Source organism: Yersinia frederiksenii ATCC 33641 (assembly GCF_000754805.1).
Taxonomy (GTDB): domain Bacteria; phylum Pseudomonadota; class Gammaproteobacteria; order Enterobacterales; family Enterobacteriaceae; genus Yersinia; species Yersinia frederiksenii.
Map to the genome: position 1 here is coordinate 3326422 of NZ_KN150731.1, position 14219 is coordinate 3340640.

Below are 14219 nucleotides of genomic sequence, written 5' to 3' on the forward strand. Positions count from 1 at the left end.
AAACGTTATGCCGATCACTTGTGCTTTTTTTTGCACTTGATTGACAAGGTGTTTTTATTTTTATGCACAGGAAAACTCTGAGTTCATTCATTACAAAAATAGTTTAAAACACCGCACCAAAAGTTATTCAACTTTAGGTGACAGTGGCGTTAGGCGTCTCGGGGGAGGCCCTTTTCAATGGCTCTTACCAGCCGTTTTTTCTGCGGCGTTTGAATGTCCACAATCAGTGTAGACCGTCTTTTCAATTGTTGTGAGATTGCCCATTCAATATGTTCATCCAACATGGGATGAATACCTTTGCGTGCTTCCAATGCCAATACAATACGGTCGAGATAAGGCGCATTACCCAGTGCGACCGATATATTGCGTAACCAGCGCAGATGGCCAATTCGTCGAATAGCAGAACCTTCCGTGACGCGTAAAAATTTCTCTTCGCTCCAGAAGAATAAATCTAATAACTGTGGTGTGTGCAGTACCGCTCGTGGGCTGAAATCTTCTTCATCGGTTAACTGTGAGAAGCGATTCCACGGGCAGATTAGCTGGCAATCATCGCAACCATAAATCCGATTACCCATTAACGCCCGGAATTCTTCGGGTATTGCGCCCTCTAGTTCTATCGTCAAATAGGAGATGCAGCGGCGTGCATCAACGGTATAAGGGGCGACAATCGCACCGGTTGGGCAGGTGGTGATGCAGGCGACGCAGCGACCACATTGCTCTTCTTGTGGTTTATCGACGGGAAGGGGCAGGTCAATGAGCAATTCCCCCAGAAAGAACCAGGAGCCAGCATCACGATTTAAAATCAGTGAGTGCTTACCAACCCAGCCGATCCCCGCTTTCGCCGCCAGTGACCGCTCCATGATTGGTGCTGAATCAACAAACGGGCGAAAATTAACGTCAATGCCCGCTCCTGGTTCCTGTTGCTCAAGACAATAGTTTTGGATTTGATCGCCCAATTTTTTCAGGCGCTGGCGCAATAACTTATGATAATCACGGCCTAATGCATAACGGCTGACATAACCTAGCTCTGAATCTTTTAACGTGCTGGCAAATGCCGCCTTTGCAGGCAGATAATTCATCCGCACACTGATCACCCGCAAAGTTCCCGGTAATAATTCATAGGGGCGCGCGCGCAACATACCGTGGCGGGCCATCCAGGCCATTTCGCCATGATATTGTTTATCAAGCCAGGCCTGTAACTGCGGTTCTTCCGCAGACAAATCCGTATCGCAGATACCAACTTGTTGGAAACCTAGCGATTGCCCCCATTGCTTGATATGTTGGGCTAATTGATTCAGAAAGAGGGGGTGTGCCATGACGGACCATAGTAAGAAACAAATCGGTGTTAGTTTACCACACTCTGTTTTTTCTGCGGATTGGGTACGTCAGAATGAGGCAATCGCTGCTGCATATTTCTCCCTGACCTTGTTTGATTTGATGGTTAGAGCAGGAAATGCTGCGTTTGACTTGGCGCGTAAGCAATACCCTACGGCGCGACATTGGCTGATTTTGTGTGGTCACGGCAATAATGGTGGTGATGGTTATATCGTTGCCAGCCGGGCACTAGAGGCGGGGCTGAATGTCACGCTTATTGCCTGTGGGGGCAACCGGCCACTCCCCGCAGAAGCTCATCAGGCCCAAGCCCAATGGTTAGCGGCGGGTGGTGTTATTCATCAGCCAGATATTCCGTGGCCACAGCATGTCGATTTAATTATCGATGGATTACTGGGTATTGGCCTACGAGCTGCGCCGCAAGGTGCTTATGCCACACTGATTGATACCGCGAACCGCCATCGGGCCGCCAAAATTGCGCTAGATATTCCTTCTGGCTTGAGTGCCGACAGTGGTGCTGCCTTAGGCTCAGTTATTCGTGCCGACCATACATTGACTTTTGTCACCTTAAAACCCGGCTTACTTACAGGCCAGGCGCGAGATTGGGTGGGGCATTTACATTGTAATGATTTGGGGCTCACGCAATGGTTAGCAGCCCAACCGGTACAAATTGAGCGCATGACTGCGGCACATCTGCCGCAGTGGTTAAAACCACGTCGGCCTTGTGCGCACAAAGGTGAGCATGGACGTTTATTGCTAGTCGGTGGCGACAAAGGGTTGGGTGGAGCCATTCGAATGGCGGGGGAAGCCGCTTTACGCGCTGGTGCAGGGTTAGTGCGAGTACTCACTCACATTGAGCATGTGGCACCGATTCTGGCTGCCCGTCCAGAGTTGATGGTGCAGGAATTGACGGATGAGGCACTGGAACAAAGTATCCGTTGGGCTGATGTATTGGTGGTTGGGCCGGGGTTAGGTCAGTCCGACTGGGGCAGGAATGCTCTGAATTTATTGCAACAAAGTGATAAACCAGCATTATGGGATGCCGATGCAATCAACTTGCTGGCATTAAATCCGCATAGGCGTCAGAATCGAGTATTGACTCCTCATCCTGGCGAAGCTGCGCGCCTGCTCGGTTGCAGCATCGCTGATATTGAGAGTGACCGCTTACTTTCCGCCCGTAACATTGTTAAACAATATGGTGGTGTGGTGGTATTGAAAGGGGCTGGTACCCTTATAGCCAGTGAACAGGGCGAAATGGCAATTGCCGATGTGGGTAATGCCGGTATGGCCTCTGGCGGTATGGGGGATATTCTGTCCGGTATTATTGGTAGTTTGATGGCACAAAAGCTGGTGCTGTATGATGCTGCCTGCGCGGGTTGTGTGGTGCATGGCGTCGCCGCAGACAAACTGGCTGAAGTTCAAGGCTCCCGGGGGTTACTGGCGACCGATTTGCTGCCAGTTATTCCGAAGTACGTTAATCCTGAGTTAGCAAGATAGATATCATAGAATGAAAGAACTCGTTTTACCTTTGCCTGATGAGGCAGCGACCGTTGCATTAGGGGCTTCTTTGGCCCATGTCTTCAATGGTGCCAGCGTGATTTATCTGTTCGGCGATTTAGGTGCCGGAAAAACGACTTTCAGCCGGGGTTTTCTGCAAGCCCTCGGCCATTCAGGGCATGTTAAAAGCCCCACTTATACTTTGGTAGAACCCTATGCGTTAACACCAAGACCGGTTTACCATTTTGACCTATATCGTCTGGCTGACCCCGAGGAGCTGGAGTTTATGGGTATTCGTGATTATTTTGATAAGCAGGCAATCTGTCTGGTGGAATGGCCACAGCAAGGGGCTGGATTCTTGCCTCAGGCGGATGTGGAGCTGCATTTGGCTTATCAGGATGAAGGACGTGAAGCACGTCTAATGGCTATTTCTGATGCCGGTGCCGATGTATTGCGCCGTTTAGCTGCTGTGCAAGGATAATCTGATAATGACGCATAGCTTGACGCGAATAAATTGTTTAACGCAAAAAATGCGCTGGAAACGAACATTGACCACAGTAATGCTGATGCTAGTGAGTTTATTCACTCAGCCGTCCGCATTGGCCATGAAACTAACAGATATTAAGGTCAATAATGGCCCGACCGAAAGCCGGGTTACACTCAGTTTTGATGGGCAACCGATTTATGCTTTCTTCTCATTAAACGCGCCAGAAAGGGTGGTGTTGGATGTGCGTCAGAGTGGCAACCTCTCAGGATTGCCACTGGAGTTCAGTGGGCAAAATCTGCTGAAAAGAATTCGCTCTAGTACTCCCAAAGATGAGCAAAGCACCCGGCTGGTGCTGGAACTGACGCAAAAAGTGAAAACCCGCGCGGTGACTCAACAGTCGGGCAATAATTACACCGTCGTGATTACCATGACCGCAGCGGGTAGTGCTCCGGTTCGTCAGGTCCAATCCACGCCGAGTCCGAACAGTACATCATTAACCCAAAATAATACGCCACTAAGCCAAACCAATACACCTAGCCCTAATGCCGGACGGCTGACATCACAGGCGGCAAATACGAATACCGAGTCGCGAGTGACTAGCGCCAATACGACGTCAGTGGCTAAAAATCCGTTTAACAACAAGCCAACCGTAGTGATGAGTAGCGAGAGCACCACCACGAATACCGCTCGCCCGATTAAAACCACCCGTGTTGCGAATAATAGTAATCGCGTCGTGGTCGCCATCGATGCAGGGCACGGTGGCCAGGATCCAGGGGCTATCGGGCAAAATGGTCTGCAAGAGAAGAGAGTCACTATTGCGGTGGCCCGTCGGCTTGAGGCTCTGCTTAACAGTGACCCCATGTTTAAACCGGTTTTGACCCGTAATGGCGATTATTTTATTTCAGTCATGGGACGTTCTGATGTGGCGCGTAAGCAGGGTGCGAACGTATTGGTTTCGATTCATGCTGATGCCGCACCGAACCGGAGTGCAACGGGGGCGTCGGTCTGGGTGCTATCAAATCGTCGCGCCAACAGTGAAATGGGTAATTGGTTAGAGCAGCATGAGAAGCAATCTGAGCTACTTGGTGGTGCGGGGGATGTGCTGGCAAATACTGCATCAGACCCTTATTTGAGTCAGGCAGTACTGGACTTGCAATTTGGTCACTCACAGCGCGTGGGTTATGACGTGGCAACTAAAGTGCTAAATGAGCTGCAATCAATCGGCGACATTCATAAGCGTCGGCCGGAACACGCTAGCCTTGGCGTGTTACGTTCACCGGATATTCCCTCGTTGTTAGTGGAAACCGGCTTTATCAGTAATAGTACGGAGGAGCGGCTGCTTGGCAGTAGCGCGTATCAGGAGAAAATTGCGAATGCCATTTATAAAGGCTTACGCAGTTATTTCCTGGCGCATCCGCTACAAGCCGACCCAAAGGTCGAAAACCGCCCGCTCATTGAAACAGCGGCGGTTGATTCTTCTTCACGGCGCTCTAGTGTTAATCAGCCTGAGCCAGTTGTTAGTACCGCACAAAGCGGCAGGTCAACTGCCGCCAAGCCAATTGCCACGGGAAAAACGCAGATCCATAAAGTGCAGCGTGGCGAAACCTTATCCGGCATTGCCAATCAATACGGTGTTAGCATGGCGGTATTGCGGCAAAATAACACGCTGAAAAATGATGTGGTCTGGGTCGGTCAGCGTTTAAAAGTTCCGGCATCGGGCAGTAGTGCAGCGGTTAGCGTACCCAAAGCAGTTGCTAAAGCAAAACCGGTTAAACATCAGGTAAAACGCGGCGATACCTTGTCAGCTATTGCGGCTAGATATGGTGTGTCGATGAGCGAAATTGAGCGAGCAAATAAGATAAAGTCAGGCAATGTCCAACTGGGGCAAACCCTCACGATCCCACAGTCATAAGCGAAAGGAACTGCGATGCCGATTCAGATTCTGCCACCACAGCTTGCTAACCAAATTGCCGCCGGTGAAGTGGTAGAGCGGCCTGCGTCGGTAGTGAAAGAGTTGGTAGAAAATAGCCTGGATGCGGGAGCTACACGGATTGATATTGATATCGAACGTGGTGGAGCTAAATTGATTCGTATCCGTGATAATGGCTGCGGTATTAGCAAAGATGATCTGGCATTGGCGTTGGCTCGCCATGCAACCAGTAAGATAAGCTCGCTGGAGGATCTGGAAGCTATCCTCAGTATGGGTTTTCGCGGTGAAGCCTTAGCCAGTATTAGTTCTGTCTCCCGGTTGATGTTGACGTCGCGCACCGCACAGCAGAATGAGGCTTGGCAAGCTTATGCCGAAGGCCGCGATATGGCCGTGACCATTAAGCCCGCAGCCCATCCAGTGGGTAGCACTGTTGAAGTGCTGGACCTGTTTTATAATACGCCTGCTCGCCGCAAATTTATGCGCACTGAAAAAACTGAGTTTGGCCATATTGATGAAGTGGTGCGGCGCATTGCGCTGGCGCGCTTTGATGTGGCGATTAATCTCAGCCATAACGGTAAGTTAATGCGCCACTATCGCGCAGCCCCAGATCCTTCCCAACATGAGCGTCGTCTGGCGAGTATCTGTGGCCCGGCATTTTTGCAGCATGCATTGGCGATTTCCTGGCAACATGGCGATTTGACCATCCGAGGTTGGGTGGCTGATCCTGCCGCCAGCCGAACACTCAGTGAAATGCAATATTGTTATGTCAATAATCGCATGATGCGCGATCGGTTGATAAACCACGCAATCCGTCAGGCTTATCAGGATTTACTTAAAGACGACCAACAACCGGCTTATGTATTGTATCTGGATATCGACCCACATCAGGTTGATGTTAACGTCCATCCGGCGAAACATGAGGTGCGTTTCCATCAGGCACGGCTGGTACATGATTTTATTTATCAAGCAGTCACCACCGTCTTACAGCAAGCTGCCACCCCAGTTCTGAACATTAATGAAGATGGTGAAGAGATAGAGGCCCCGCGCTGGCAACCTGAAAATCGTGTAGCGGCGGGGGTTAATAAATATGCTCAACCGGAATCGACGATAGCCCAGCCAGCAGAGCGGCCCCCCTCTTCACCAACACGGCCTGCAGAACGAGCAGCAAGTGCAGAACAGTCAATAACAACTGGGCGCTCCTCTGCTCGCGAACATATTCCGGCCTATCATCCGGGCCAGCCTTATCAAAAGCAGCAAGGCGAGTTATATCGTCAACTGGTGCAACCGGCGGCGGAGAATAAACCGGTAGACACACTTACTCTGGCCCCTGTTATTCGTCAGATACCGGCGGAAGAGCCACTTAATGGTGATAGCTACAGCTTTGGCCGAGTATTAACGGTATTTCCCCCTTGCTATGCTTTGATTGAATATAAGCAAGGTTTAGCATTACTGGCACTAACAGTTGCCGAGCGCTGGTTGAAGCAAGCTCAATTAAATCCACCAGCTGAAGGGTTGCGTCCTCAACCCTTATTGATCCCACTAAAACTGACATTAGATAAAAATGAGGCCGCCGCCTGTCAGCGCCATCAAAAATTGTTAGCAACTATGGGGATAGAGTTGGCGGTTGAACACGCAAGAGCGACCTTACGTGCGGTATCTTTACCATTACGCCAACAAAATTTACAAAAACTGATACCGGAACTGTTAGGCTATCTGTCGCAACATGAAGAGATATCGCCAGATGCTCTGGCCACATGGATTTCTCGCCATCTTGGCAGTGAACATGAGGTATGGAATGTGTCTCAAGCGATACAGTTATTGACGGATGTTGAACGTCTTTGCCCACAGTTGGTAAAATCACCGCCTGCTGGCTTATTACAACCTATTGATATAAAGGCTGCATTGGCAACCCTGAAACATGAATAACATTGAAACGCTAGACCGGCCACCGGCAATCTTTATTATGGGGCCAACTGCCTCGGGTAAAACAGCGCTCTCCATCGCGCTGAGACAGCGGCTACCTGTTGAGCTCGTTAGTGTCGATTCCGCCCTGATCTACCGCGGCATGGATATCGGTACGGCGAAACCCAGTGCTGAAGAGCTGGCATTGGCGCCACACCGCCTGATTGATATCCGCGATCCTGCGCAATCCTACTCCGCAGCCGATTTCCGTAAAGATGCCTTAAAAGAGATGGCCGAGATTACTGCCGCCGGACGCATTCCGCTGCTGGTGGGGGGCACAATGTTGTATTTTAAAGCCTTATTGGATGGATTATCACCATTGCCGTCGGCTGACCCGCAAGTGCGTGAACGTATTGAGCAGCAGGCCGCAGAGCTGGGTTGGGAGGCATTACATCAGCAGTTGGCCGAAATCGATCCGGTCGCCGCGGCGCGAATTCATCCTAATGATCCTCAACGGCTCTCCAGAGCACTGGAAGTTTTTTTGATTTCAGGTAAAACTCTAACAGAACTGACTAAAATTTCAGGTGAAACCTTAGCTTACCGGGTTCACCAATTTGCGATTGCGCCTGTTAGCCGGGAACTCTTGCACCAGCGGATTGAATTACGTTTTCATCAGATGCTGGATGCTGGGTTTGAAACAGAGGCTAGGGCGCTTTTTGACCGTGGTGATTTGCATACGGATATGCCTGCCATTCGTTGTGTGGGATACCGGCAGATGTGGTCTTATCTGTCTGGTGAGATTGATTACAACGAAATGGTTTACCGCGGAATTTGTGCGACACGTCAACTGGCAAAGCGCCAAATGACCTGGTTGCGGGGCTGGGGTTCAGTCCAGTGGCTCGACAGTGATAAGCCGGGAGAGGCTTTAGACTCTGTAATACAGGTTGTTAGTGCATAGGTTGAATGATTGTGTACAATTGATTAGTACTCAACGCGCGGATTTTTTTTACGCAGTTTATTTTCGAGCCGATAGGTTCTTAGTTAATAACAACAAGCAAATAAGGAAAATATAGAATGGCTAAGGGGCAATCTTTGCAAGATCCGTTCCTGAACGCATTGCGTCGTGAACGGGTTCCGGTTTCTATTTATTTAGTGAATGGCATTAAACTGCAGGGCCAAGTTGAGTCTTTTGATCAGTTTGTCATTCTGTTAAAGAACACAGTTAGTCAGATGGTTTATAAGCATGCCATTTCTACTGTAGTGCCTTCTCGCCCGGTATCGCATCACAGCAATAATCCGAGTGGTAGCACCAATAATTATCATGGTAGTAATCCATCTGCGCCGCAACAACCGCAGCAGGATAGCGATGACGCTGAATAAAGCGCATTGCTGGTCAACTATGACGGGGGACATAGGCAACGGATTCGGGCTTATGTTCTCCGCACTAGCGGTTTTGATCCGTTTGAGAGGTTGCACGTTTGTTTGACCGTTATGAAGCCGGTGAGCAGGCCGTACTGGTTCATATTTATTTCTCACAAGATAAAAACTCAGAGGATCTGCGTGAGTTTGAAGCGCTGGTATCTTCTGCGGGTGTAGAGGCTTTGCAAATTGTGACGGGTAGTCGCAAAGCACCGCATCCTAAGTATTTTGTTGGTGAGGGAAAGGCCGAAGAAATTGCTGACGCGGTAAAAGCCAGTGGCGCGTCTGTTGTCTTGTTTGATCACGCCCTTTCTGCTGCGCAAGAGCGAAATCTTGAGCGTTTATGCGAATGCCGGGTTATTGATCGTACTGGGCTAATTTTAGATATTTTTGCCCAACGGGCCCGTACCCATGAAGGTAAATTACAGGTCGAATTAGCACAATTACGTCATATTGCGACCCGTTTGGTACGTGGCTGGACGCATCTTGAGCGTCAAAAAGGGGGAATTGGCCTAAGAGGGCCAGGTGAAACCCAGTTGGAGACTGACCGTCGTTTGTTACGTGACCGAATCAGCTTGATTTTAAGCCGATTGGAGCGAGTGGCAAAACAGCGAGAGCAAGGGCGGCGTGCGCGTACCCGTGCTGATATTCCAACAGTATCTTTGGTGGGTTATACCAACGCCGGTAAATCCAGCCTGTTTAACAAAATTACGGCAGCTGATGTTTATGCAGCTGACCAATTATTTGCCACCCTGGATCCCACTTTACGCCGTATTAATGTGGCTGATGTGGGCGACACAGTGTTGGCGGATACGGTAGGCTTTATCCGGCATTTGCCGCATGATCTGGTTGCTGCTTTTAAAGCGACATTACAAGAAACGCGGCAAGCCTCATTACTGTTACACATTATTGATGCAGCTGATCCTCGGGTAGCCGAGAATATGGCCGCGGTCGATTCTGTATTGGCAGAGATCGAGGCGGATGAAATTCCTACACTATTAGTAATGAATAAAATTGATTTGTTGGATGATTTTGTCCCGCGAATCGATCGCAACGAAGAGAATCTGCCAGTCAGAGTTTGGCTTTCAGCCCAAACCGGCGCAGGTATCCCGTTGCTCTTTCAAGCGTTGACGGAGCGCCTTTCAGGTGAGATCGCACACTTTGAATTGCGTTTGCCGCCTCAGGCAGGCCGTTTGCGTAGCCGTTTTTACCAGCTTCAGGCAATTGAAAAAGAGTGGATAGACGAGGACGGGAGCGTCGGTATGGTGGTAAGAATGCCTATCGTTGATTGGCGTCGTCTCTGTAAACAAGAGCAGGAGTTGATCAGTTATATTATTAATTAATCCGTCGTGGCTAATTAATTGATTATTACCAAAGAGTTTGGGATTGCAGGTAGACAGCCAGTGAATAAATCCCGATGAATTTACACAAGTAAATGATTCAGGTGAATGAACGCCGCTAGCGCCTCAACAATTTCAAGTGCGAAGGGAATATCTGATCTTTCTTGTGAGATTGAGAGCCAGCTTCTTTGGCATGTGCTCTTGGCCTGAAGAAAACCAATCATAGAAGAATGGAGCTAAAACATGGCGTGGAATCAGCCCGGTAATAACGGACAGGACCGCGATCCGTGGGGGAGCAGCAATAATAATGGCGGCAACTCTGGCGGAAATAACAATAATAAAGGTGGTCGTGACCAAGGGCCGCCTGATCTGGATGATATCTTCCGTAAACTGAGCAAAAAACTGAGTAGCCTCGGTGGCAAAGGTGGCGGAAACGGCAATGATAACGGTGGTACCACAAGAGGCCCTGGTTTGAGTGGTCGTATTGTTGGCATTGCTGTGGTTGCGGTTGTGGTTATCTGGGCAGCAAGTGGTTTCTATACAATTAAAGAAGCTGAGCGCGGTGTTGTTACACGCTTGGGTAAATTAAGCCACATCGTGCAACCTGGTTTGAACTGGAAACCGACCTTTATCGATGCAGTGACCCCGGTGAACGTCGAGTCGGTGCGTGAATTGGCGGCTTCAGGTGTCATGCTGACCTCTGATGAGAACGTCGTTCGCATCGAAATGAACGTTCAGTATCGCGTGACTGACCCGGCCGCTTATCTGTTTAGCGTGACGAATCCGGATGACAGCCTGCGTCAGGCAACTGACAGTGCAGTTCGTGGTGTTATTGGTAAATACACCATGGATAAAATCCTGACCGAAGGCCGTACTATCGTTCGTAGCGATACTCAGCGTGTACTGGAAGAAACCATTCGTCCGTACAACATGGGTATTACTCTGCTGGACGTTAACTTCCAGGCAGCTCGGCCACCGGAAGAAGTTAAAGCAGCATTTGATGATGCGATTGCGGCTCGTGAAAACGAACAACAGTATATTCGTGAAGCAGAAGCCTACACCAACGAAGTTCAGCCTCGTGCTAATGGTCAGGCGCAGCGTCTGTTAGAAGATGCTCGTGCTTATGCCGCACGTAAAGTGTTGGAAGCGCAAGGTGAGGTTGCCGGTTTTGCCAAGTTGCTGCCTGAGTATAAGGCTGCACCGGAAATTACCCGTGAACGTCTGTACATCGAAACCATGGAGAAGGTCCTCGGTCATACCCGCAAAGTGCTGGCTAATGACAAAGGCAACAGTCTGATGGTGTTACCGCTGGATCAACTGATGCGCGGACAAGGCGCAGATAAAGCGGATAGCAGTAAAGACACAAGTCTGATTCGTTTGAATCCGCCTTCCTCTGCTAATAGCAGCCAAGAATCTAGTGCAAGTAACTCAAGCACCGGTTCAACCAGTGGCTCTATCATGGATCAGCGCCGGGCGAATGCCCAGCGTGATACTTCCACTCGCGTAGGGAGAGAATAACCAATGCGTAAGTCTTTTTTACTTATCGTCGTTGTGGTGTTGGTAGCACTCTACGCTTCGCTGTTTGTGGTACAAGAAGGTGAGCGCGGCATCGTGCTGCGCTTTGGTAAGGTATTGCGTGATAGTGATAACAAGCCATTGGTGTATGCACCAGGCCTGCACTTCAAAATACCGTTTATCGAAACAGTGAAGACGTTGGATGCCCGTATTCAAACCATGGACAACCAAGCTGACCGTTTTGTGACCAACGAGAAGAAAGACCTGATTGTTGACTCATACTTGAAATGGCGTATCAGCGATTTCAGCCGTTACTATCTGGCCACCGGTGGTGGTGATGTTTCTCAGGCTGAAGTGCTGTTGAAACGTAAATTCAGTGACCGTTTGCGTTCTGAAATTGGTCGCCTGAATGTTCGCGATATCGTCACTGACTCCCGTGGTCGTTTGACTTCAGATGTGCGTGATGCGCTGAACACCGGGAGTGTGGGTGATGGTGAAGAAGCGGTAACGACTGAAGCGGATGATGCTATTGCCTCTGCAGCAGCGCGTGTTGAACAGGAAACCCGTGGCAAACAGCCAGCGGTTAACCCAAACAGCATGGCGGCACTGGGGATTGAAGTGGTTGACGTTCGAATCAAGCAAATCAACTTACCAGCTGAAGTTTCTGACGCTATCTTCCAGCGTATGCGTGCTGAACGTGAAGCGGTAGCTCGTCGTCACCGTTCACAAGGTCAGGAAGAAGCCGAGAAGTTGCGTGCAACTGCTGACTATGAAGTGACACGTACACTGGCAGAAGCAGAACGTCAGGCGCGTATTACTCGCGGTGGCGGCGATGCCGAAGCGGCTCGTCTGTTTGCAGATGCATTCAGTAAAGATCCTGACTTCTATGCTTTCATTCGTAGCCTGCGCGCTTATGAAAACAGTTTCAGCAGCGGCAATGATGTGATGGTTCTGAGCCCGGATAGCGATTTCTTCCGCTACATGAGATCGCCGGATAACTCTAGCAAACGCCCATAACGGTGGTTGTGACTGTCCATTTTCGACCGTAACAGTAAGGCCCGTTCACGCGGGCCTTTTTTATTTGAGGCAGCCTTTTCCCGCTGAGATAAACAATGAATTCAACCATATTGCTAGCATTGGGTTTGGTTTTGGTACTCGAAGGGCTTGGCCCGATGCTTTATCCCAAGGCCTGGCGCAAAATGATTCAAGCGATGACCCAATTACCTGATACCACTTTACGCCGTTTTGGCGGAGGATTAGTGGTTGCTGGCGTGGTTATCTACTACATGTTGCGTAGCCGCATGGGTGGCTAAATGTAAGCACAAAAATTGTGCAGTTATGTGTTAAAAAGTACTGAAAGCAGCCTGATGAGATGTTAGAATCCTTTTTTAAGCAACCTGGTGATTTTTGAGATGGGTAAGAACGTCGTCGTACTGGGCACCCAATGGGGTGACGAAGGTAAGGGCAAGGTCGTTGACCTGCTGACTGAACGGGCTAAATATGTTGTGCGCTATCAAGGTGGTCACAACGCTGGCCATACTTTGGTTATCAACGGTGAGAAAACCGTTCTTCATTTAATTCCCTCAGGTATTCTACGTGAAAACGTAACCAGCATCATCGGTAACGGTGTTGTATTGGCGCCTGACGCTTTAATGAAAGAGATGACAGAACTTGAAGCGCGCGGTGTGCCTGTACGTGAGCGACTGTTACTCTCCGAAGCATGCCCATTAATCCTGCCTTATCATGTGGCTCTGGATAATGCGCGTGAGAAAGCACGTGGTGCAAAAGCTATCGGTACTACCGGTCGTGGTATCGGTCCTGCCTATGAAGATAAAGTTGCCCGCCGCGGTCTACGTGTCGGCGATTTGTTCAATAAAGAAACCTTCGCTATCAAACTGAAAGAAATTGTGGATTACCACAACTTCCAGTTGGTGCATTACTACAAAGAAGATGCTGTTGACTATCAAACCGTGCTGGATGAAGTATTGGCTATCGCCGATATTCTGACCGCAATGGTAGTTGATGTTTCCCAATTGCTGGATAATGCTCGTAAGCAAGGTGAATTCATCATGTTCGAAGGCGCCCAAGGCACCTTGCTGGACATCGACCACGGTACTTATCCGTATGTCACTTCATCTAACACCACTGCTGGTGGCGTAGCAACAGGTTCAGGCCTGGGTCCACGTTATGTTGATTATGTGCTGGGTATCGTAAAAGCTTACTCTACTCGTGTTGGTGCAGGTCCATTCCCGACTGAACTGAACGATGAAACGGGCGAATTCCTGCGTAAGCAAGGTAACGAATATGGCGCAACCACTGGCCGTAGCCGTCGTACTGGCTGGTTGGATGCTGTTGCGGTGCGCCGTGCTGTACAAATAAACTCTTTATCTGGCTTCTGCATGACCAAATTGGACGTGCTTGATGGCCTGAAAGAAGTGAAGATTTGTGTGGGTTATCGTATGCCTGATGGCCGTGAAGTTGATACCACGCCATTGGCTGCAGAAGGCTGGGAAGGTATTGAGCCAATTTACGAAATTATGCCAGGCTGGTCAGAAACGACCTTTGGCGTGAAAGAACACAGTAAATTGCCACAGGCAGCGCTGAACTACATCAAACGTGTAGAAGAGCTGACCGGTGTTCCGGTTGATATTATCTCTACCGGTCCTGATCGTGAAGAAACTATGATCCTGCGCGACCCATTTGATGCGTAATTGACAGCATTATTGTCAAATCTACGTGATCAAAACATCCAAACCGGGCTAATGCCCGGTTTGTTGTTCCTTCGGTAAGCCGTTTT

12 protein-coding genes are annotated in these 14219 nt (G+C 49.5%); 11 read left to right on the top strand and 1 reads right to left on the bottom strand.

Annotated features, from left to right (window positions below; all coding sequences use genetic code 11):
- Window positions 1-149: 149 nt before the first annotated feature.
- Window positions 150-1316, bottom strand: a complete 1167-nt coding sequence (queG, locus tag DJ58_RS06990; RefSeq protein ID WP_004707007.1) for a tRNA epoxyqueuosine(34) reductase QueG — start codon at window positions 1314-1316, stop codon at window positions 150-152.
- On the opposite strand from queG, the gene nnr reads away from it, so the two are divergent.
- From nnr to DJ58_RS06935, 11 genes are all read left to right on the top strand, one after another.
- A complete protein-coding gene (gene nnr / locus DJ58_RS06985) occupies window positions 1315-2829 on the top strand; it encodes a bifunctional ADP-dependent NAD(P)H-hydrate dehydratase/NAD(P)H-hydrate epimerase (RefSeq protein WP_004707006.1) in 1515 nt (504 codons plus the stop codon). The two genes, queG and nnr, sit on opposite strands and share 2 nt — an antisense overlap.
- Before the next feature lie 10 nt (window positions 2830-2839).
- Window positions 2840-3310: a tRNA (adenosine(37)-N6)-threonylcarbamoyltransferase complex ATPase subunit type 1 TsaE gene (gene tsaE / locus DJ58_RS06980; RefSeq protein ID WP_004707008.1), complete on the top strand. Its 471-nt coding sequence runs from the start codon at window positions 2840-2842 to the stop codon at window positions 3308-3310.
- 79 nt (window positions 3311-3389) lie between these two features.
- A complete protein-coding gene (gene amiB / locus DJ58_RS06975; protein WP_032910515.1) occupies window positions 3390-5228 on the top strand; it encodes an N-acetylmuramoyl-L-alanine amidase AmiB in 1839 nt (612 codons plus the stop codon).
- Window positions 5229-5243: 15 nt separating this feature from the next.
- Complete coding sequence (gene mutL, locus DJ58_RS06970; protein WP_004707010.1) at window positions 5244-7172, top strand: DNA mismatch repair endonuclease MutL; 1929 nt, start codon at window positions 5244-5246, stop codon at window positions 7170-7172.
- A complete protein-coding gene (gene miaA / locus DJ58_RS06965; RefSeq protein ID WP_032910417.1) occupies window positions 7165-8106 on the top strand; it encodes a tRNA (adenosine(37)-N6)-dimethylallyltransferase MiaA in 942 nt (313 codons plus the stop codon). The genes mutL and miaA overlap by 8 nt, the downstream gene beginning before the upstream one ends.
- Window positions 8107-8222: 116 nt before the next feature.
- Window positions 8223-8528, top strand: a complete 306-nt coding sequence (gene hfq, locus DJ58_RS06960) for an RNA chaperone Hfq (RefSeq protein ID WP_004392473.1) — start codon at window positions 8223-8225, stop codon at window positions 8526-8528.
- A 98-nt stretch (window positions 8529-8626) separates the two neighbouring features.
- Window positions 8627-9910 (top strand): ribosome rescue GTPase HflX, encoded by a 1284-nt coding sequence (gene hflX, locus DJ58_RS06955; RefSeq protein WP_004707012.1) that lies wholly within the window; start codon window positions 8627-8629, stop codon window positions 9908-9910.
- Between the two features lie 240 nt (window positions 9911-10150).
- Entirely contained in the window at window positions 10151-11425 is a 1275-nt protein-coding gene (hflK, locus tag DJ58_RS06950) for an FtsH protease activity modulator HflK (protein ID WP_004707013.1), read from the top strand.
- Window positions 11426-11428: 3 nt separating this feature from the next.
- A complete protein-coding gene (hflC, locus tag DJ58_RS06945) occupies window positions 11429-12439 on the top strand; it encodes a protease modulator HflC (protein WP_004707014.1) in 1011 nt (336 codons plus the stop codon).
- A gap of 95 nt (window positions 12440-12534) precedes the next feature.
- Window positions 12535-12735: a DUF2065 family protein gene (locus tag DJ58_RS06940; RefSeq protein WP_004707015.1), complete on the top strand. Its 201-nt coding sequence runs from the start codon at window positions 12535-12537 to the stop codon at window positions 12733-12735.
- 99 nt (window positions 12736-12834) lie between these two features.
- Window positions 12835-14133: an adenylosuccinate synthase gene (locus DJ58_RS06935; RefSeq protein ID WP_032910419.1), complete on the top strand. Its 1299-nt coding sequence runs from the start codon at window positions 12835-12837 to the stop codon at window positions 14131-14133.
- Window positions 14134-14219: the final 86 nt, after the last annotated feature.

Bases quoted from the DNA above. Each gene is read 5' to 3' on its own strand.
- nnr (WP_004707006.1), top strand. From the start codon at position 1,315: ATGACGGACCATAGTAAGAAACAAATCGGTGTTAGTTTACCACACTCT.
- queG (WP_004707007.1), bottom strand. From the start codon at position 1,316: ATGGCACACCCCCTCTTTCTGAATCAATTAGCCCAACATATCAAGCAA.
- tsaE (WP_004707008.1), top strand. From the start codon at position 2,840: ATGAAAGAACTCGTTTTACCTTTGCCTGATGAGGCAGCGACCGTTGCA.
- amiB (WP_032910515.1), top strand. From the start codon at position 3,390: ATGCTGATGCTAGTGAGTTTATTCACTCAGCCGTCCGCATTGGCCATG.
- mutL (WP_004707010.1), top strand. From the start codon at position 5,244: ATGCCGATTCAGATTCTGCCACCACAGCTTGCTAACCAAATTGCCGCC.
- miaA (WP_032910417.1), top strand. From the start codon at position 7,165: ATGAATAACATTGAAACGCTAGACCGGCCACCGGCAATCTTTATTATG.
- hfq (WP_004392473.1), top strand. From the start codon at position 8,223: ATGGCTAAGGGGCAATCTTTGCAAGATCCGTTCCTGAACGCATTGCGT.
- hflK (WP_004707013.1), top strand. From the start codon at position 10,151: ATGGCGTGGAATCAGCCCGGTAATAACGGACAGGACCGCGATCCGTGG.
- hflC (WP_004707014.1), top strand. From the start codon at position 11,429: ATGCGTAAGTCTTTTTTACTTATCGTCGTTGTGGTGTTGGTAGCACTC.
- DJ58_RS06940 (WP_004707015.1), top strand. From the start codon at position 12,535: ATGAATTCAACCATATTGCTAGCATTGGGTTTGGTTTTGGTACTCGAA.
- DJ58_RS06935 (WP_032910419.1), top strand. From the start codon at position 12,835: ATGGGTAAGAACGTCGTCGTACTGGGCACCCAATGGGGTGACGAAGGT.